This window comes from Microbulbifer epialgicus, from assembly GCF_041447265.1.
Classification (GTDB): Bacteria; Pseudomonadota; Gammaproteobacteria; order Pseudomonadales; family Cellvibrionaceae; genus Microbulbifer; species Microbulbifer epialgicus.
In genome coordinates this window covers 18,036-35,808 of record NZ_JBGMEK010000017.1, presented here as the reverse complement: position 1 = coordinate 35,808, position 17,773 = coordinate 18,036, and the positions used below count along the sequence as shown (strand labels likewise).

The window sequence follows — 17,773 nt, the reverse complement described above, 5'->3', positions numbered from 1 at the left end:
TTTTGATTATTTGTGCGTTTTTCACACCTCCAGCAGAGCGCTATGCGGCGAAATCTTCAATCAAAGACAAAGCGCTGCACGATACCGCGGGTTTCCACCGCCTCTCCATCTTCAAAACGTGGGCGGAATTTGGCGCGCTTTAAAATATTGCGAACCTTGGATCGTATGCGTGTTCTATCGGATGGATATGCTCTTAATATTTTGATATTGCGCGCTTTGCCAAAGGCGGTGACATCGTAGGAAACTGTAATGTGCGAGTTGGCCAATGTTTTGCTGTCTGAATCCAGTAATGGCAGTGCTGGTAGGGCAACGGGGCGACCAAAAATATCTTCGATTTCATCGTTGGAGGCACCGTTATCCCATAGGGCTTGGTAAGCTTCACCGTATGTCTGGCGTGCGGAGTGCCATTTGTTGAACATCATGTACCAGTCGCCAAGCTCCACTTTGGCCCGGGCGGAGGCTGCTGGCGGGGATTGAGGGTTTCTCTGGTACACGTCGACAATACGGGTGATGGCTTTTTTACCGGTATTGAAACTTTTCATCCGATAGTGATCCACCTTGTTGCGCTGGTGGGTATCGGGCCCGCTAACGCCAAAACTGGTATTGACGACTATCGGTGCCTGAGGCTCACCTTTGTAGGTGGCCAGGTAGTAGTTGGTGGCTTTGAGGCCGCGTAGTGCATCAACTAAGCGAAGGTCGTTAGAACCGAAATTCTTGGTAATAATGTCGACCGCCAGGGTATATAGCTTGGTCGCACTGATTAGGTGCTCGACGAGAGTTTCGCCTTTTTCTTCAATATAGGCCTGCAGGTGCCAGCGGCTCAAATTATTGATGACTGGCAACATCCTCGGATCTTTTTCACCGTAATTTTTTTCATAGAGCCAGTAGAGATATTGCTGGTTGTCATTGGCTTCTTCCCACTGATTTAGAGCGATTTGGCTCTCTATCAGCCGTTCAATCATGGGAATCTGGTTGAGGGAATAAAGTCCCTCGTTGACCCTGTTTATCAGCATTGCTCGACGAAATTCACTGGCAGCTTCTTTGTGTGAACCTGATTTTTGTAGGGCAGTGGCCAATCCAAGTAATTGCTCATCAATACCCGCTCCGTAGGCGCCGTGTTGTGCTTCCAGTTCCTCGATACGTTCTCGATAATGCTCCACCGCCTCCGAGGGACGTAACTGTCTTCGATTTTTCTGTAAGGGTTTGGAGGCAGCTTCAATAAATGCTTTGGGTGGGGCTTTTGAGTTCTGGCTCACAGGTGCGCCATCTGTAGCGATGGCGCTGTTACACAGCAGTGCTGTGGCTGTAAACATCAAGCCGATAGCAAGGGATTTGCTGGTATCTATCTGTGTCACGATTGAACCACTTCCATTACGATTTGCTTTACCCACGACTGCGAAATGAGCCTGAGCTTTTACGCAGAGGGTGTGGGTCTCGTTTCCACCTCTAAGCCTGATTAGGGCACTATGGCGGAAGCTCTCTCCTGAAATGTGGTTCTGTTCATCTTGAGGGCTGGCGATAAGTACGCTCTTAGGAGCCTTCAGAGAATGCGCATCCGGATGCTTATACTTGCGCTCCTGGCTGCGTATTAAACAGTATAGGCAGCACAATCTGTTATCAGGGGGACAGTGACGGAGACTTCAACCAACCGGCTTTCGCTTTGCCGGCATGCCCGCGACCACCCTTTTGGTTTAGCAGTCGGGGGCGGATATCAGAGCTCAAGGTCGGCAAGCAGGTGCCAAAAGTTTAATGAGATTATTTTGGTGGCTGTCTGTGGCATTGTTAAAAGCACTGCGAGGTTTTGTAAGGTCAGCTTTGGTTGGGTGCGGCCTGGACCATCATCCTAAAAGTTGCTCCTAAATTGGGGAAAAATTGCTGCCACTAGTAGACTAGTGGGCGTCATATTTGGATTGTGGCGTAACAGGCGCCATAATCAGCCGATTGGAGTGAGAGGAGAGAGTCAGTGAGCATCTATATCGACCCCGCCGTGGCTTTGAGCCTGCGTGGATATGAAATGCCCGAGAGGCTGGGATTCGGGACGGCAATGGCGCCTGTCATGTTTCGCGCTGTTTGTCAAGATGGCTGCTGGAGCAATGGAGAGCTGATCCCCTATGAGCCGCTTTCTGTGGATCCTGCGGCCAAGGTGCTGCACTACGCTCAGTCGTGTTTTGAGGGTATGAAAGCTTATCGTACGGGGGAAGGAATCGCCTTGTTCCGCCCTGAGAAGAATGCCGAGCGTATGGCCTATTCCGCTAAACGCCTATGCATGCCGCCTGTCCCTGAGTCCCTGTTCCTCGATGGTGTGCGTACAGTTGCCGCCTACTGCGCAAATTTGGTGCCAGGCAATAGTGGTGAATCCCTCTATTTGCGTCCTTTCTTAATCGGTACCCAGGCCGATCTGACTGTGTCCGCCAGTACTTCCTATGAATTCTACGTGATCGCCAGCCCTTCTGAAGCCTACCATTCAGGCAATATGCGCTTATGGGTTGAGCGGGAGGATGCCCGAGCTGCGGTGGGAGGCACTGGAGACGCAAAGGTTGGTGGTAACTATGCGGGTTCTCTGTTAAGTATTGGTCGCCTCAAAGAGCGCGGATACGATCAATCTCTATGGCTCAACCCCGCAGACCGAAGTAGTGTGGATGAGCTTTCCGGCATGAATTTCTTTGCCGTAATTGACGGTGCGCTCCACACTCCGGCCCTCAACGGTTCAATCCTTGAGGGGATTACCCGCTTCTCCTTAATCGACCTGGCAAGAAATCTCGGATACAAGGTCGTTGAAGGTACGATTCATATTGATGAGCTTCTAGGGCAGGTGGCCTCTGGTACCTGCACCGAGGCATTTGCCTGTGGCACCGCCGCGATAATTAGCCCCATCAGCGTAATCGGTGATGACGGTGGTAGCTATAAGCTGTCCCAGGTACCTGGTCCTGTGGCTCAACACTTACGCCAGGCACTTTTAGATATTCAGGAAGGGCGGGTAGAGGATCACTTTAATTGGATGCTTTCTGTTGAAACCGTAGAGGTCTGAAGTCTTCTCTGGTAGTTGGCTGTTATCTCGCTGCCAGCTACCTGAGAAAAAGCGGTAACAGATTTTTTTTGCACTAATTCATCCTCCTTCTATTTATACACTCCATTTACTTGCCGGGTTAATTTGTATCAATTTCGCACCATTGAGTGTTTCCACGAGAAACGCTTATGTAGGCATTTCCGCCAATTAGCCCCCCCTTGTTGACTTGAACGACTGAAGCTCCTACAAATAGAACGATACAAGAAGAAATGAACTGGAGCTTAGAGGATGGCCTTATAGTGGTGCCCCTCATTTTGACCAGCAGTTCCAAGATCAAATTGAGCGAAAAGGTCGCACTCGGAGTTCCTTACAGAACGTGAGGAAAACGGAATGTTGATCCATATGTTCGGCCTTATGGTACAGCCCCGCAGGCAGTGGGAGCTGATCAGTAGCCTCTCCGAAAAAAATTTACGCCGACAGATCCCCTATGTAGTAATCCTGGCGCTGTTTCCTGCGGTGGCATGGTATTTTGGGACGACACAAGTTGGTTGGAGTATTGGTAGCGGTGATCCGGTAAAAATTACCGGACAAAGTGCACTGGAGTTAGTCGCAGTTTTTTACTGCACCATGGTGCTAACGGTTGTTGCAATTGGTTACTTTATTCATTGGATGGCCAAGACTTATGGGGCTGAAACACATCCATTGAAGGGCGTTGTTATTGCTGGATTTACCGCCACACCGATTTTTTTAGTCGGTATCGCGGGTATTTATCCTCTACTGTGGTTAGATATCTTCCTGGCCACCGTAGCGGTGGCCTATGCCGTTTATTTATTGTATTTGGGAATTCCCATTGTTATGGGAGTCTCGGAAGAGCGTGGATTTCTTTTTTCCAGTGCCATTATTACTGTCTCCTTGGTGATGGCTGTGCTAATTATGGTGGGTACGGTACTTTTCTGGAGCTATGTTTCCGAACCGGTTTTCCACTAAAATAAGAGTTGTCCGTCAAATAGCCAGTTTGCAGTTAATCGCTAAACTGGCTCTCCTCAACAGGTCAACCAGATATTTTTCTGTGTTTTCTTTTTTGGCTCTGGCTGAGTTGGATTTGCCTATTCGTGACTTTTGTGAGTGCTTTGAATTTTCCTGAGAGAGCAACCCTTTGAAAAAAGTAAGCGCAAAACTGGTTTCTTTCCTTGAGAAAATCAATGAAGGCATGACGGCGCAAACTGCTCATGGGTTCAAGTTTAGTGTAATTAATTCTCGTGAGATGTCTGGAAAAATGATCAGGAATTATATTTCTGATATTCCAGAGGTGGATACCGTATTTGATGAGGTGGTTTATGCCGCTGGCTATAATGTGCCTATCAGAGTTTTTAACCCGGCGCCAGATAAGAAACTGCCTATGCTCTTATATTTTCATGGTGGTGGGCATGTTGCTGGAAGTGTAGAAAATTATGATCCAATATGCCGAAAGTTTGCCCTAGCTACACAACATGTTGTGGTGGCACCAGAATATCGGCTCGCTCCAGAAAATCCTTATCCTGCGGCGGTGGATGATTCGTGTGCTGTTGCGCGTGGGGTATGGGAAACCCTGGATAGAAAGGCAGTCAAATATCAGCGAAAGTTGTCGGTTGCCGGCGACTCTGCAGGTGGCGCTTTATCCGCGTCAGTATCGCATCTTGCTCAATATGACCGGGGTATTACTATATCCAAGCAGACCCTAATCTATCCTTGTGTTGACTATACCGCGAGTGGTGATTCATATAAGGAAAATGGTGTCGGTTATTATATTGAGCTTGATAAGTGTATCTGGTTTTATGAGCAGTACTTTAAGGATGGGCAATGTAGGAAATCGGCATCTCCCTTGTATATGGGGTTTTCCGAAGGGCTACCGGAGACTTTAGTCATAACGGCCGAATTTTGCTCCCTGCGAGATGAGGGTATGTTTTATCATCAGGCGGTAAAAAATATTGGGGTTCGCTCGGAGAATTTTCACTTCCCAGATATGATACATGGATTTTTAAATATGGAGGACTTGGTAAAAGATGAGTGTTAAGAAACTTATTTTCAGGTAGGTAGATTTTTGAATAATTAGGTTGGCTTTTTGGTGGATCACTCTGGTGTATAGTGGTACTCGATAATGTAGCCATTGCTCAATTCTATTTTTTCCTGCTTTTCAATATATCCTATAAAATCAATTTCTTCAATGGCGTTAAGGACTTGTGTGGGTTCAGTATCAATACAGTGGATGTCCATGCTTGCTATTGTCAAATCTTTGCTGATTACTGAATATTCAATAACTTGAAGGGCTATTTTATCTTTCTTCTTGTAAATCTCTATTCCCGGACCACTGGATAACATCACTTTATACTTCATCGCTCCCCAAGGACCATTACATCGAATTGCTTGATACTCTCTCGCGGCTGCTTTTACGGATATTATTGGGATGCTTTCTTTAAGCTTATCGCCTAATACCTGCTTTGTTTGGAAGATCTCGCCGGCAGGTGTCACGATTTCCACATTGAGAGATTGCTCTGCGAGGGTGCTGTTGCCCAATAAGCTGATGGAAATCAGGAGCGCTATTCTAATTTTCATCGAATTAATTATTCCTGAGTTACTTGCGTTAAGGGTTAGTGCTGGAGAATTATCTAGTGTGGCGCCGACATGATTTATCGATTAATTAATAATAGTGTCTTGAAGCGAAGGATGGGCTTGGATACTATCGGTAGAGTTGCCTATAAGCGTTATTTTACGCAATTTAGTTGGTACAGTCGTACTTATTAATGGCTGACCCAAGCAGCAATTAACAATAATTCAAATAATGGAGAAACCATGAAGTCATTAACCCACATGGGAGTAGCTATGGCGGTGATGCTTGCCTCGGCATGCTCTCCAGGTGATCAATCGGTACAGAAAAATGCGCTTGACGTTAAAGCCAACTCTGATTTCCAGAAACAGCTACTCAGAAAGCTGATCTCCGCCAAGCCTGGCGATGTTGTATTGATCCCGGAAGGAGAATTTCAAATAAATCGCAGCCTCTCACTGAATGTTGATGGTGTAACTATTCGTGGTGCGGGTATGGATAAATCGATATTGTCATTTAAGGGGCAAATACAAGGAGCTGAGGGGTTACTAGTCAATGCCAGTGATTTCACTATTGAAAACCTAGCGATAGAAGACACCGTCGGTGATGCTCTGAAAGTCAATGAAGGAGAGAATATCATTATCCGTAACATTCGGGTCGAGTGGACTAATGGTCCAGACACTGAAAATGGAGCCTATGGTATTTATCCGGTGCAGACAAAAAATACCCTTGTAGAGGGTTCAATTGCCATAGGTGCGTCAGATGCGGGGATCTATGTAGGGCAATCACGTAATGTAATTGTACGCAATAATCACGCTGAATTTAATGTGGCTGGTATAGAGGTAGAGAATACTATTGGTGCCGATGTGTACGACAATGTGGCGACCAATAATACGGGAGGTATTTTGGTTTTTAATATGCCAAATCTGCCCCAGCCTGGACATGGCACTCGTATTTATAGAAATAATATTTTTAAAAATAATGTAGCAAATTTCGGTCATGAGGGAACACCAGTAGCTGCTGTCCCTGCCGGTTCCGGGATAGTAATTAACTCCAATGACAATGTAGAGATTTTTAATAATGACATAGCGGATAATGATACCGCTAATATCATCGTCAGCAGCTACTTTACCGCCGGTTATTATAGCGATAAGTCTACACAGAAGGATTTTGACCCTTATCCAGAGGGCATTTATATCTATGACAATCACTTCACTGGAGGGGGGGAGTCCCCCGATCACTTGGAGTTGAAAGCACTGAAGCTGGCACGTTTTGGGTTGGGGGGTAGTATTCCGGATGTGTTGTGGGATGGTGTTGTTGATCGGGATAAACTGGTTGACGGTGAATTACCAGACAGCCTGAAGTTGTGCATCGATAATGCCGATGCAGGTATCGTCAATGTGGATTTCCTCAATGATTATCAAAATATCTCGACTGATATTTCGGCGCATAAGTGTCAACTAAAAAAGCTGCCTCAGATTGTTTTGGAGTTTGATCAACCAGCAAATGAAGGGAAGACAAGTAGCCACCTAGCGGTATTAGAGGGCGCAAATGGATAATTGGATATCTTGGGGAGGATCTGCATTACTCGCGGTAGGTGTAGTGATGTCCGCATTAAGTGGTTGTGATAAACCGCGTTCACAAGTTGTCGTATTTACTGAGAATGCGATACCGGAGAGACTGAGTGACTGGAACCTGGTGAATATTATCAATGGCGCACTCACTCCAAATAGCGGGGTGGTGCCTTATGACCTTAATACGGCACTTTTTACCGATTACGCTCACAAATTACGTACGGTGTGGATGCCCACTGGTACTTCAGCTCAGTATGACGAAGAGCAATTCAATTATCCCGTAGGTACGGTTTTAACCAAAACCTTTTATTACCCTAGGGGCGAAGGTGAGACGGTTCTGCGCACCGACAATTTTGCCAACGATTATGCTGAGGGGCGTGCAGGGGAGGCCTTGGACATGAAGCGGGTGCGCCTGATGGAAACCCGTCTTTTGGTTAAGCGTGAGGATGGCTGGCAAGCGATTCCCTACGTGTGGAATGAGGCACAGACAGAAGCTGTCTTTGAAATTGCCGGTGATACCAGTCGCTTGCAACTTAAAAAGAAAGCGGGAAATGTGTCAGAATTTACCTATGTTGTGCCCGACGCCAACCAGTGTGCTGGGTGTCATGCGGATAACTTTACTGGCAAAGAAATTTCACCTCTAGGGCCCAGGGCACGACACCTGAATCGAGATTACCCCTATCGTAGTGGCGCAGAAAACCAGCTGGAGTACTGGCAGAAGATAGGCTATCTGAGCGATGTTCCAGAGAATGAAATATTACCGAGCCAGGCTAAATTCTCCGATGCCAGCTTGCCCCTGGAGGCACGGGCTAGGGCATACCTGGATATCAATTGCGGTCACTGTCATAACCCCGCCGGTGCGGCTGACACGTCCGGCTTAATGCTTAATCATAGCGAGACCGATTTGCGTAGGCTGGGGGTGTGTAAGCCGCCTGTGGCAGCGGGTACAGGTAGTGGTGAACGCCTGTTTTCTATAGTGCCCGGCGAACCGGATCATTCAATTTTGAATTTCCGTGTGGAGTCTGTAGACCCTGGAGCCATGATGCCGGAACTGGGGCGTGGCCTAGTACATGAAGAGGGCGTTGAGTTGCTGCGTCAATGGGTGTCGGCGATGCCGGGGACTTGCACTTGAAGCCCTCGTATGGGGGACCTCAGTGTTATATGAGGACGGATGCAGTGCCCATTAGGGCACTGCATCCGGTTGGTATCATTTGAGTCGTTTTCAGCCGTATGCTGCAGTTTCGGTAATTGGCGTGGTTGCAGGAATTAGGCCGTGAACCATCATGGTAACCGTGCGCTCAAGAAGCGGGGAGTCGGGCGCAATGGTGCCACTTAAAATTTCATACTCCAGCTTTAGGATGGTGCCATAAGCGATTTGAGCTGCTGCTTCTGGATCTTCCAAGCCCAGCAGGTGGAAGAATTCCTGCACCAAGGACTCTCTCGCTTGGTTCGACATACGCACTGCTTGGGTCAGTTGCTCATTGCGTAGCGCTTCATTGCGGAATGCCAGCTCTATAAGGCGCCGGTCTCGGTCTTCCGCCTGATCGCGAACATGTGTGAGTACAAAGCGGGTCAGCTGCTGTATTAATAATTTGCGGCTGCTGTTGGAAGCGCGCTCTTGGGTCGATAGATTACGGGCAGCACTAAAACTCTCTTCTTGAAGTTGGCGTGTGCTTTCCAATCCCTGTTCTACAAAATAAGTGAATGAATCGCTGATAAGGTCGTTGAGGTCTTTAAAGTAGTAGGTGGTAGCAGCCAGGGGCACATTTGCCTCACGGGCTACGGCGCGGTGACGAATCCCGCGGATCCCCTCCTTTACGATCAGTCTCAGGGTGGCCTCAAGGATGGCCTTGCGGCGCAGGCGGCTGTCGGCACGCTGAGCGCGGCGGCCGTGGTAGACCAGATCAGACTTTCCATTGTCTACAGTCATAGCAGTATCCTTGTTCTTATTGCATTGGCACCGATAGCAAGCTCAAGCTGGTCGGTCGTGCCATTCTAGCCAAACGAATTCAAAAAGAGAGAATAAAGCTGTTACATTCGATTACACTGGGATTGCACCAACAAGGGACTTTATGCGTCAGCCTATTGAGTATGGACTCCAACTTTGTGCGTTTTATGGCGTAGTTTTATTAGAAAACTACAAAGTGAAGATATTGGCGCCAACTGCAGAACTTATAAATACCTACCCTAAGAAAAAAAGCCCCAAAATTTAACGGCAACAATCAAATAGCTTTCGCTAAACTAATTGATTGCCGTGGTAATTGGTTTTTGAACAGTGGGGCTTTAAGAGATTTTTCCAGTAACTCGTACGCGTTTGGAGCCAGGCACTATTTTAATTTGCTGGCTACGGCGTCGTTCGATACCTTTATCAATGGCATTTTTCGCTGCGATCAGAAGACCGGCGACAAGGAAGGCACCGGGGGGCAGCACCGCAACCAGTACTCCGGGGTAATTACTGCCCAGTAACGAAATTCCCCAATCCTTTGCCATAGGCCCGAGTAGCAGGTCCATATCGGAAAATAACGTGCCCTGGCCAAGAATTTCCCGCACGGCCCCGATAGTGATTAATACTAGTGTAAAACCGGCACCCATCATAAAGCCATCTGCTAGAGAAGGCAGAATCGGGTTTTTACTGGCGAAGGCGTCAGCGCGGCCGAGAATGGCACAGTTGGTAACGATTAGAGGAATGAAGATTCCGAGTACTAGGTAGAGCTCGTAAGTGAAGGCCTTCATCAGCAGCTCGACGCAGGTGACAAAGGTGGCGATAATCATCACCGAGACAGGTAAGCGCACTGTGTCAGGCATTTGCCGACGCACCAGGGATACTGCAAGATTTGAACATGTGAGTACCCCGGTGGTGGCCAAACCAAGACCGATCGCGTTGACCACCGAGCCCGTTACTGCCAGTAGTGGGCAGAGCCCCAACAATTGAACGAGTGCCGGGTTATTTTTCCACAGACCGTTATGAGTAATTTCTGCGTAACTGGGAGCTGCCATCAGTTTTGCCCTGACTTCGGTTGATCGCGGTTTTCCTTATCCACGTCGGGGTTTTCCACTTCTACTGCACGCTTTGAAACTGGCGCAGTGAAAATCTGTTGGTGGTGTTGAGCGACAAATTCCAGTACTTGGTGCACTTCGTTCACCACCGCGCGCGGTGTGATTGTGGCTCCGGTGAACTGATCGAACACACCGCCATCTTTTTGCACCTTCCACTCATTGGGCGGTGGATTCTTTAAGGAGAGGCCGTCGAATTGCAGTATCCAATCGCTCTTTTTTAATTCTACCTTGTCGCCGAGTCCGGGGGTTTCACTGTGGCTGGTCACTCGTACGCCGGCGATGGTACCGTCACGGTTTACGCCTACCAGCATTTTGATGGGGCCGGAATAACCATCCGGTGCCACTGCAGGCACAATCACGGCCAAAATACGCCCATCGTCACCGCGCGCCAAGTTGATATCTCCACCTTGGGTGAGACCGAGCTGACTCCAGTAGGCCTTGGGTATGGGGTAGGTGTCCACCAGCAAGTCGTTGCTGTGCCGGTCCAGTGGAATAATTTCAAGCAGGGCTTTGGCGGAGGCGGCACGAACCGCCCGCTCGATAGGCTCGCGGGTGCTTATCTGAGTCACCGCCAGGGTACCGGCGGTGACCAGGGCAAACAGAGCCAAGACAGCAGCATTGGTCGCCATAGACTGTTTGAGCATCAGTGCTCCTCCAGGTCTGTGGCGCGGCGTGCTCGCTTGTGGCCGTAGGTGCGAGGCAGGCTGTAATTGTCGATGGTGGGTGCGGCAAAATTCATCAGCAGTACCGCAAATGCCACCGCATCGGGGTAACTTCCCCAGGCGCGGATAATATAAGTAAACAGCCCTACGCCGGCACCAAAGATCAAGCGTCCCTTGTTGCTGGTACAGCCGCTGACTGGATCGGTAACGATAAAGAAGGCCCCAAACATGGTGGCACCGGAGAACAGATGCAAAAGAGGCGATCCTTCCGAGAGTGAACTGCCACTATCATAAAAAAAAAGTGACAGTAGCGTGAGGGTGGCCAGCATGGCCACCGGCGCATGCCAAGTGATAATGTTGCGAAACAATAGGAACAGGCCCCCCAGCAGGAAGCCGACACTGATGGTTTCCCAGCCGACCCCAGCAAAAGTGCCCTGGCTGAATATCGGCTCCATTTCATACAGCTGAGATAGTATTACCGACTCATTGAGGCGCACGATTTCCAGTGGCGTGGCGCGAGTAAATCCGTCGACGTTATAGTTGCCAAACACCAGTGAGAAAGCCTCGCCGATACTGGGCGCTCCACCAATGACATCCGCTGCTCCAACCCAGCGGGTCATATCCACGGGGAAGCTGATCAGCAATACCACATAGCCCACCATGGCAGGGTTGAATGGGTTGTAACCCATGCCACCGTAGAGGTGCTTGGCTAGTACTATGGCTACAGCGCTGCCAACCACCGGAAGCCACCAGGTACAGTAGGGGGGGAGGGCGATACCTAATAGCAACGCCGTGACGACGGCGCTATAGTCGCGTAAGTAAAAGGCCACAGGGCGGTCGCGCAGCTTCATCACTGCAGCTTCACACGCTATGGCGGTGATCACTGACAGGGCAATATTGATCAGTACGCCGATACCGAAGTAGATAACCATGGCCATCACTCCGGGCGCGGTAGCGGCGGCCACTTGCAACATAACCTTGGCGGTATTATCCCCGGAGCGGGCGTGGGGAGAGGTAGCTCGCATTAGGGACATTACGGTTCCCCATCCTGAGCGCTATGCTGTTCACGCATCTTGTCTTCCAATTTTTTCTGCAGCTTTTCCAGGGCCGTCTCGAAGGCCTCCAGATTGGCATCATTTTCGTCCCGAGCTTTCTGTAGGCGCGCCTGGGCTTTAGATACCCGGTTGCGCAATGCCTCGACATCTGCATCAAGCTTTTCGGCATCGCTCATTTGCGCCCGTGCCTCGGCGGCAGCGCGAGCTTTGGTAATGGCGCGGACAGCCGCACTGTTTTCCTCTTTGTTGGGTTCCCGTGCGGGGTCTCGGTCAACGCGGCGCTTGGCCAGGGTGAGTTTGTGCTCAGCTTCTTGAAGTTTCAATTCAGCGGCCTTGAGCTGGGCGGATAGTTGATCACGCTGGTTCTCATCGGCGGCTTCCAGTTTGTTACGCATCCGTTCCACGCGACTTTCAGCGCTGGAAAGGGAGCGCTTGGCACGGGCAAGTAACTGCTGCGGGTCTTCTTGACGGGATTTGACCCTCGCTAGGGCGGCAGCTACAACATCTGCTTCCTGTTTACCGGCCTTAGACTCTTCAACTTCAGGATTTTGTTCTCGTTTTTGCCGTGCTAGTTCAGCGGCCTTGCGGCGGGCCTCACGCTTCGCCTCTTTCTCCTTCTCCGCCTTCTCCAGCCGCAGTTTTCGGAATTCGAAGCGGTCGCGGGCGCGGTCGGACTTTTCCTTTTCCTCCTCGGCCAAGCGTATAGCGCCCTTGGCCGCACGGTAGTATTGCACTAGTGGAATAGTACTGGGGCATACATAGGAGCAGGCACCACATTCAATACAGTCAAACAAGTTGTAGGCTTGCAGTTTCTCTCGCTCATCTGCGCGTGCGTACCAATAAAGCTGCTGTGGCAGCAGGGAGGCCGGGCAGGCTTCGGCACAGAATCCGCAGCGGATACAGGCTTTGGCCACAGGTGCCGGTGGCAACTCCTCTTTGGTGGGTACTAGCAGACAGTTGGTGGTCTTAACCACCGGCGCGCTTTCATCGTCGATGGTATAACCCATCATGGGGCCGCCGATAACCACCTTTTGCATCAGGCCGTGATGGATACCGTGGTGCTTGAGGATATGGCGGATAGGGGTGCCGATTGGCACCTCGATATTGCGTTGCCGCTCCAGTGCCTGCCCTACTACGGTGGTCACCCGGTTGATTAGCGGCTCGCCGAATCGCACTGCGCGATACACGGCCCTGGCGGTGCCCACATTCTGGCACACAATTCCCACATTAGCGGGCAGGCCCTGATTGGGCACCTCGCGTCCTGTGAGGATTTGAATCAGCTGTTTCTCGCCACCGGAAGGATACTTGGTGGGAAATATGACAATATCAAAGCGCGTGTCCCTAATAGCTTCGCGCATGGCCGCGATTGCCTGTGGTTTGTTGTCCTCAATTCCGATCAGTATCCGCTCGGGTTCATCGAGTATATAAGACAGTATCTTTACGCCGGCGATAATTTCCTCTGCGCGTTCGCGCATCAGCATATCATCGGCGGTGATATAGGGTTCGCATTCAGTGCCGTTGATAATCAGCGTATCAATGGCCATGCCACCGTGGGGATCCAGCTTTACCGCGGTTGGGAAACCGGCCCCGCCCATTCCGGCGATGCCGCATTCACGGATTTTATCCAGCAACTCCACTGGGGACAGCCGAGTAAAATCTTCATAGTATTCCAGTTCACACCAGCGCTCCTCGCCATCGGTGCGAATAACGATACAGTCTTCTACCAGTCCGGAGGGATGGGGCACTGCACAGGGCTCAATAGCCACAACCTTACCGGAACTGGGCGCGTGTACCGGACAGCTGATTAGTCCGTCCGCCTCAGCGATCTTCTGACCCTTAAGTACATCGTCACCGAGCTTGACCACTGGCAGGGCGGTGGCGCCACTGTGTTGTAGCAGGGGGACCACCAGGTCTTCGGCCAGGGGAATGGTACCGATGGGCTCGCCTGTGCTTTGGTGCTTGTTCTCCGGCGGATGCACACCGCCAGGGAAATCGTTGGGGCGTAATTTCCGTGCTTTTTGGCTGGCGATCAGTTGTGCCTCGCGGGCTGCGCGGCGCTCCGGGACTGTTTCGCCCTTCTCTTGCTGAAGTGGGTTCAAGGTTTCTTTTTCGGGGCTCAAACTGCACCTCCCCCGGTTTCAGTCTGGCTGCTGCGGCGATCTGTGGCGATTAGTTGGATGCCATCCTCAGGTTTACGTGGATGCCAGTTTTGTAAGGGCATATCCACAGGTACCATGTCGATACAGTCCACCGGGCAGGGGTCCACACATAGGTCGCAGCCGGTGCATTCGTCGGAAATCACCGTATGCATATATTTGGCTGCGCCGGCAATAGCATCTACGGGGCAAGCTTGGATGCACTTGGTGCAGCCGATACACTCCGCCTCGCGAATAAAGGCCACCTTTTTTATATCCTCGCTCCCGTGCTCGGCATCCAGCGGCATGGGCTCCATATCCAGTAAGTTGGCTAACTCGTTGATAGTGGCTTGGCCGCCGGGTGGGCATTTGTTGATGGCGTCACCATGAACAATCGCTTCGGCATAGGGGCGACAGCCCGGGTAGCCGCACTGGCCACATTGGGTTTGTGGTAGTAGTGCATCCACCTGTTCCACCAGGGGATCACCCTCCACTTTAAAGCGTATGGCGGCAAATCCCAGCAGTGCACCAAAAATCAAGGCCATACCGCCAAGTACAAGCAAGGGGGAAGAAATTTCAGAGATCCAGTCCAGCATTGCGCAACCCTATACCAGACCGCTAAAGCCCATGAACGCCAGGGACATCAGCCCGGCGGTTACCATGCCGATAGCCGCACCGCGAAATGGCAGGGGTACATCCGCAGCAAAGAGCCGCTCGCGCATGGAGGAAAACAGAATTAATACCAGTGAGAAACCTATCGCAGCACCAAAGCCATATAGGGTTGACTGCATAAAAGTGTGGGCTTTCATGGTGTTTTGCAGTGCTACCCCCAGTACCGCACAGTTAGTGGTGATCAGCGGCAGGAATACGCCCAGTACCTTATACATCAGGGGGCTGGTTTTTTCGATAAACATGCGCGCAAACTGAACTACAACCGCAATCACCAAAATGAAGGAAATAGTGCGCAGGTACTCTATTCCGAAAGGTTCGAGCAAATAGGTGTTCACCAGATAGGAACAGATCGAGGCCAGTGTGAGTACGAAGGTGGTGGCGCCGGCCATACCAACGGCAGTCTCCAGCTTATTGGAGACACCCATAAAGGGGCACAGGCCTAGAAACTGCACCAGCACATAGTTGTTAACCAGGATGGTACTGAGCAGGATGACTGCAAATTCGGTCATAACAGGTCCGGTTGAAGCCCTGGGGCGAAATGACGCGAGGATTTTGGCGAAGCCTTTGGTGCCAGGATGAAGTTAGCTGCTGGTCGGAGGCTTCGGTAGAATGTCGCGCAGGGCCGGTATTATGGGTGAGTCGCGGGGGCCCTTCAACTCGGTGGTGACATCTTCTGGCAGGCGAAGGCCCCAAGGTTCAAATCATCATATATGAACAAGGGGCCGCGGCCCTGGCAAGGTATGGTACAGACCAGGATCCTTGCCTTGAATGAGGATACTTGCGCCCCACCTCTGTAAATAGCCCATGGTCTGTGTCGACGGGTGCTTATGAGCCATTTTGCTGTAATGGTGGGAAATCTTCACCATGTTCGTACTTTACCGATAAACGCCGGTGGTTCCTTTACAGTAAATTGGCATGGCCATATCTATCCTTGGGTTGATTCTAAACTTCAGTTGAAGCCGTGAACTTCAGTTGGAGCCGTGTAATGTCGGATCAACCTTATACCCCGCCAAAAGTCTGGACCTGGGACTCGGAAAGCGGGGGGCAATTTGCCAATATAAACCGCCCGGTGGCGGGCCCTACTCACGAGAAGGAACTCCCCCGCGGCAAGCATCCGATGCAGCTGTATTCACAGGCGACGCCTAACGGAGTCAAGGTGACCATTATGCTGGAGGAGTTGCTGGCGCTAGGCTTTGATGGCGCGGAATACGACGCTCATCTGATCCGCATTACCGAAGGCAAACAGTTTAGCAGTGGCTTTGTGGCTGTTAATCCGAATTCAAAAATCCCCGCGCTGTTAGACCAAAGTACTACTCCACCAATCCGGGTATTTGAGAGCGGCTCTATCCTCTTGTATCTGGGAGAAAAGTTTGGCGCCTTCCTGCCACACACCCCTGAGCAGCGCACTGAGGCCCTCAATTGGCTTTTCTGGCAGATGGGTGCAGCCCCCTATCTCGGTGGTGGATTTGGACATTTCTATGCCTATGCACCGGAAAAGTACGAATACCCTATCAATCGTTATGCTATGGAAGTAAAGCGCCAGATGGATGTATTAGACCAGCAACTGGCTAAGCATCAGTTTATTGCCGGGCGTGAGTATACGATTGCAGATATCGCAATCTGGCCCTGGTACGGGGCACTGGTGCGCAATGAGGCCTATGATGCCGCAGAGTTTCTTGATGCCCAGAGTTACAAACACTTGAATCGCTGGGTTGGGGAAATTGCTGCGCGGCCGGCGGTGCAGCGAGGCCGTATGGTCAATCGCACCTCGGGTGATCCCAGGTTACAACTGCATGAGCGTCACCACGCCAGTGACTTTGACACTAAAACCCAGGACAAGATAGCTGGCGATGACAGTTAACCGGGATAGTGGAGAATTACCATAAAAGATGTTTTGGTCTGTGCACACTAGAAAGTGCGCAGCGCCAACATCAGCTGGATCATTTGTGAAGTACGTGGCAGCTGCCACAGCTTCTCGGCAATAAATCCAGCGGCAAATGCCAAGCCGAGAATTGCTGGCAAAGGAATTGCCTGCAGACGTTGGTTGGCTTCCCGTTGCTGCAGATCAATCAGCCGCAATAAGCTCCGACGTTGTTTTTCTGCATCGTGGCGGCACTGTTTGATTTGCTTATTTAAAAGTTTCAGCGACATCGTTCAAGGCCTCTTTCACCTGCCGTTTGGTTTCTTCAAACCCCAGCAGTGGGCGCAATTTATGCTGATACACCAGGACTCCGGCAAAAATAGCGACCTGAACCAAAACGAACGCGAAAAAGCCGACGTAGACCGACTGAGAGAAATAATAGGTGACCAAACCTACAGCGCCGCAAAGGCTGACAAGTAGTGCTGTTCCTAAGGGCACCAGCATTAACTGCAGAAAGATAAGGCGTTTGCCGGCTGCCAGCGTCCGGTCCAACTCCAATTGAAAAAGGCGCTGGATGTTACCAACCCATGCGCTGAGCAGGGTCAGTGTGGCTTCGGCACGGGCCAAAGTTTTTTCCAAACTGCCGTCTTCGCTCCCGCCATCATTATTGCCGGGAGTATTTTCCGATTGTTCCCGACCACGCTTTAACGCAGCCGGGTCGGAATCTACGTCGGGCTTTTTTCCATTTCCCATTTGGGGTTTCCTTACCGATTAAAACAGAAAGCTGCTATTTAAATAGCTTGGCGATAGCCCAACCGACCACAAAGGCACAGCCGACCGCCAGAATTGGGCGCTCACGTACTGAAGATTCCGCTCTTTCCATTACATCTGCAGCGCGTTGCCTTTGGGTTTCCACAGAGGATTTGGCTCTTTGCTTAAGGCTTTCCGCAGCGTCTGTAGCGGCTTCACCTGCGAGATTATAGGCCTGTTGCAGCTTCTCCCTGCTGGAGTTTGTATGTGGAGATCTTGCAGTTGCCATTGGGTTGCTCCTTTTCAGGGGTTGATTGCGGAGAAATGATATAGTCACAGCAAGAAATCCCCAGTGAATTTGGCATATTTATTAGCGGGATTGGAAATAAAAAAAGCTTCCCTTAATGAAAAGTTATATC

The 17,773-nt window shown here is 50.6% G+C and carries 18 protein-coding genes; 6 read left to right on the top strand and 12 right to left on the bottom strand.

Going from position 1 to position 17,773, the window contains the following annotated elements; translation table 11 throughout:
• Nucleotides 1-56: 56 nt before the first annotated feature.
• Complete coding sequence (locus ACCI49_RS09730; RefSeq protein ID WP_371838767.1) at nucleotides 57-1,355, bottom strand: hypothetical protein; 1,299 nt, start codon at nucleotides 1,353-1,355, stop codon at nucleotides 57-59.
• 608 nt (nucleotides 1,356-1,963) lie between these two features.
• Here ACCI49_RS09730 and ACCI49_RS09725 point away from each other — a divergent pair.
• The 3 genes from ACCI49_RS09725 to ACCI49_RS09715 all read left to right on the top strand — a co-directional run bounded on the left by ACCI49_RS09725 (nucleotide 1,964) and on the right by ACCI49_RS09715 (nucleotide 5,060).
• Nucleotides 1,964-3,028, top strand: coding sequence for a branched-chain amino acid aminotransferase (locus ACCI49_RS09725; protein ID WP_371838766.1), 1,065 nt, complete (start codon nucleotides 1,964-1,966; stop codon nucleotides 3,026-3,028).
• Nucleotides 3,029-3,397: 369 nt separating this feature from the next.
• Entirely contained in the window at nucleotides 3,398-3,994 is a 597-nt protein-coding gene (locus ACCI49_RS09720) for a Yip1 family protein (protein WP_371838765.1), read from the top strand.
• Between the two features lie 169 nt (nucleotides 3,995-4,163).
• The gene (locus ACCI49_RS09715) at nucleotides 4,164-5,060 is read left to right on the top strand and encodes an alpha/beta hydrolase (RefSeq protein ID WP_371838764.1); all 897 of its coding nucleotides are present in this window, start codon (nucleotides 4,164-4,166) and stop codon (nucleotides 5,058-5,060) included.
• Nucleotides 5,061-5,116: 56 nt separating this feature from the next.
• On the opposite strand, the gene ACCI49_RS09710 is transcribed toward ACCI49_RS09715, so the two are convergent.
• On the bottom strand, nucleotides 5,117-5,599 hold the full coding sequence (locus ACCI49_RS09710; protein WP_371838763.1) for a hypothetical protein: 483 nt from the start codon (nucleotides 5,597-5,599) through the stop codon (nucleotides 5,117-5,119).
• A 237-nt stretch (nucleotides 5,600-5,836) separates the two neighbouring features.
• Here ACCI49_RS09710 and ACCI49_RS09705 point away from each other — a divergent pair, with 237 nt between their 5' ends.
• Nucleotides 5,837-7,147: a parallel beta-helix domain-containing protein gene (locus tag ACCI49_RS09705; protein ID WP_371838762.1), complete on the top strand. Its 1,311-nt coding sequence runs from the start codon at nucleotides 5,837-5,839 to the stop codon at nucleotides 7,145-7,147.
• A complete protein-coding gene (locus ACCI49_RS09700) occupies nucleotides 7,140-8,294 on the top strand; it encodes an SO2930 family diheme c-type cytochrome (RefSeq protein WP_371838761.1) in 1,155 nt (384 codons plus the stop codon). Before ACCI49_RS09705 ends, ACCI49_RS09700 begins: the two co-directional genes overlap by 8 nt.
• Before the next feature lie 90 nt (nucleotides 8,295-8,384).
• On the opposite strand, the gene ACCI49_RS09695 is transcribed toward ACCI49_RS09700, so the two are convergent.
• From ACCI49_RS09695 to rsxA, 7 genes are all read right to left on the bottom strand, one after another.
• Nucleotides 8,385-9,092 carry a TetR/AcrR family transcriptional regulator gene (locus ACCI49_RS09695; protein ID WP_371838760.1) on the bottom strand — a complete coding sequence of 236 codons (708 nt, stop codon included), beginning with the start codon at nucleotides 9,090-9,092 and terminating at the stop codon, nucleotides 8,385-8,387.
• Nucleotides 9,093-9,445: 353 nt separating this feature from the next.
• Nucleotides 9,446-10,159 carry an electron transport complex subunit E gene (locus ACCI49_RS09690; protein WP_371838759.1) on the bottom strand — a complete coding sequence of 238 codons (714 nt, stop codon included), beginning with the start codon at nucleotides 10,157-10,159 and terminating at the stop codon, nucleotides 9,446-9,448.
• Nucleotides 10,159-10,863 (bottom strand): electron transport complex subunit RsxG, encoded by a 705-nt coding sequence (gene rsxG / locus ACCI49_RS09685; RefSeq protein WP_371838758.1) that lies wholly within the window; start codon nucleotides 10,861-10,863, stop codon nucleotides 10,159-10,161. The genes ACCI49_RS09690 and rsxG overlap by 1 nt, the downstream gene beginning before the upstream one ends.
• On the bottom strand, nucleotides 10,863-11,915 hold the full coding sequence (gene rsxD / locus ACCI49_RS09680) for an electron transport complex subunit RsxD (RefSeq protein WP_371838757.1): 1,053 nt from the start codon (nucleotides 11,913-11,915) through the stop codon (nucleotides 10,863-10,865). The genes rsxG and rsxD overlap by 1 nt, the downstream gene beginning before the upstream one ends.
• Nucleotides 11,915-13,966, bottom strand: coding sequence for an electron transport complex subunit RsxC (gene rsxC / locus ACCI49_RS09675; protein WP_442928488.1), 2,052 nt, complete (start codon nucleotides 13,964-13,966; stop codon nucleotides 11,915-11,917). Before rsxC ends, rsxD begins: the two co-directional genes overlap by 1 nt.
• An 86-nt stretch (nucleotides 13,967-14,052) precedes the next feature.
• Nucleotides 14,053-14,667, bottom strand: coding sequence for an electron transport complex subunit RsxB (gene rsxB, locus ACCI49_RS09670; protein WP_371838755.1), 615 nt, complete (start codon nucleotides 14,665-14,667; stop codon nucleotides 14,053-14,055).
• 9 nt (nucleotides 14,668-14,676) lie between these two features.
• Nucleotides 14,677-15,252, bottom strand: coding sequence for an electron transport complex subunit RsxA (gene rsxA / locus ACCI49_RS09665; RefSeq protein WP_371838754.1), 576 nt, complete (start codon nucleotides 15,250-15,252; stop codon nucleotides 14,677-14,679).
• A gap of 476 nt (nucleotides 15,253-15,728) precedes the next feature.
• Between rsxA and yghU the strand changes: the two genes are divergently transcribed.
• Complete coding sequence (gene yghU / locus ACCI49_RS09660) at nucleotides 15,729-16,604, top strand: glutathione-dependent disulfide-bond oxidoreductase (protein WP_371838753.1); 876 nt, start codon at nucleotides 15,729-15,731, stop codon at nucleotides 16,602-16,604.
• 47 nt (nucleotides 16,605-16,651) lie between these two features.
• On the opposite strand, the gene ACCI49_RS09655 is transcribed toward yghU, so the two are convergent.
• From ACCI49_RS09655 to ACCI49_RS09645, 3 genes are read right to left on the bottom strand one after another with little or no spacing between them, the layout of a single operon-like run.
• Nucleotides 16,652-16,894: a hypothetical protein gene (locus tag ACCI49_RS09655; protein ID WP_371838752.1), complete on the bottom strand. Its 243-nt coding sequence runs from the start codon at nucleotides 16,892-16,894 to the stop codon at nucleotides 16,652-16,654.
• The gene (locus ACCI49_RS09650; protein ID WP_371838751.1) at nucleotides 16,872-17,357 is read right to left on the bottom strand and encodes a hypothetical protein; all 486 of its coding nucleotides are present in this window, start codon (nucleotides 17,355-17,357) and stop codon (nucleotides 16,872-16,874) included. Before ACCI49_RS09650 ends, ACCI49_RS09655 begins: the two co-directional genes overlap by 23 nt.
• A 34-nt stretch (nucleotides 17,358-17,391) precedes the next feature.
• Entirely contained in the window at nucleotides 17,392-17,643 is a 252-nt protein-coding gene (locus ACCI49_RS09645) for a hypothetical protein (RefSeq protein ID WP_371838750.1), read from the bottom strand.
• Nucleotides 17,644-17,773: the final 130 nt, after the last annotated feature.

Coding starts and splice junctions, on each gene's coding strand:
- ACCI49_RS09650 (WP_371838751.1), bottom strand. CDS start 17,357: ATGGGAAATGGAAAAAAGCCCGACGTAGATTCCGACCCGGCTGCGTTA.
- yghU (WP_371838753.1), top strand. CDS start 15,729: ATGTCGGATCAACCTTATACCCCGCCAAAAGTCTGGACCTGGGACTCG.
- ACCI49_RS09695 (WP_371838760.1), bottom strand. CDS start 9,092: ATGACTGTAGACAATGGAAAGTCTGATCTGGTCTACCACGGCCGCCGC.
- rsxB (WP_371838755.1), bottom strand. CDS start 14,667: ATGCTGGACTGGATCTCTGAAATTTCTTCCCCCTTGCTTGTACTTGGC.
- ACCI49_RS09705 (WP_371838762.1), top strand. CDS start 5,837: ATGAAGTCATTAACCCACATGGGAGTAGCTATGGCGGTGATGCTTGCC.
- rsxD (WP_371838757.1), bottom strand. CDS start 11,915: ATGTCCCTAATGCGAGCTACCTCTCCCCACGCCCGCTCCGGGGATAAT.
- ACCI49_RS09655 (WP_371838752.1), bottom strand. CDS start 16,894: ATGTCGCTGAAACTTTTAAATAAGCAAATCAAACAGTGCCGCCACGAT.
- ACCI49_RS09710 (WP_371838763.1), bottom strand. CDS start 5,599: ATGAAAATTAGAATAGCGCTCCTGATTTCCATCAGCTTATTGGGCAAC.
- ACCI49_RS09700 (WP_371838761.1), top strand. CDS start 7,140: ATGGATAATTGGATATCTTGGGGAGGATCTGCATTACTCGCGGTAGGT.
- ACCI49_RS09720 (WP_371838765.1), top strand. CDS start 3,398: ATGTTGATCCATATGTTCGGCCTTATGGTACAGCCCCGCAGGCAGTGG.
- ACCI49_RS09690 (WP_371838759.1), bottom strand. CDS start 10,159: ATGGCAGCTCCCAGTTACGCAGAAATTACTCATAACGGTCTGTGGAAA.
- ACCI49_RS09645 (WP_371838750.1), bottom strand. CDS start 17,643: ATGGCAACTGCAAGATCTCCACATACAAACTCCAGCAGGGAGAAGCTG.
- rsxG (WP_371838758.1), bottom strand. CDS start 10,863: ATGCTCAAACAGTCTATGGCGACCAATGCTGCTGTCTTGGCTCTGTTT.
- rsxA (WP_371838754.1), bottom strand. CDS start 15,252: ATGACCGAATTTGCAGTCATCCTGCTCAGTACCATCCTGGTTAACAAC.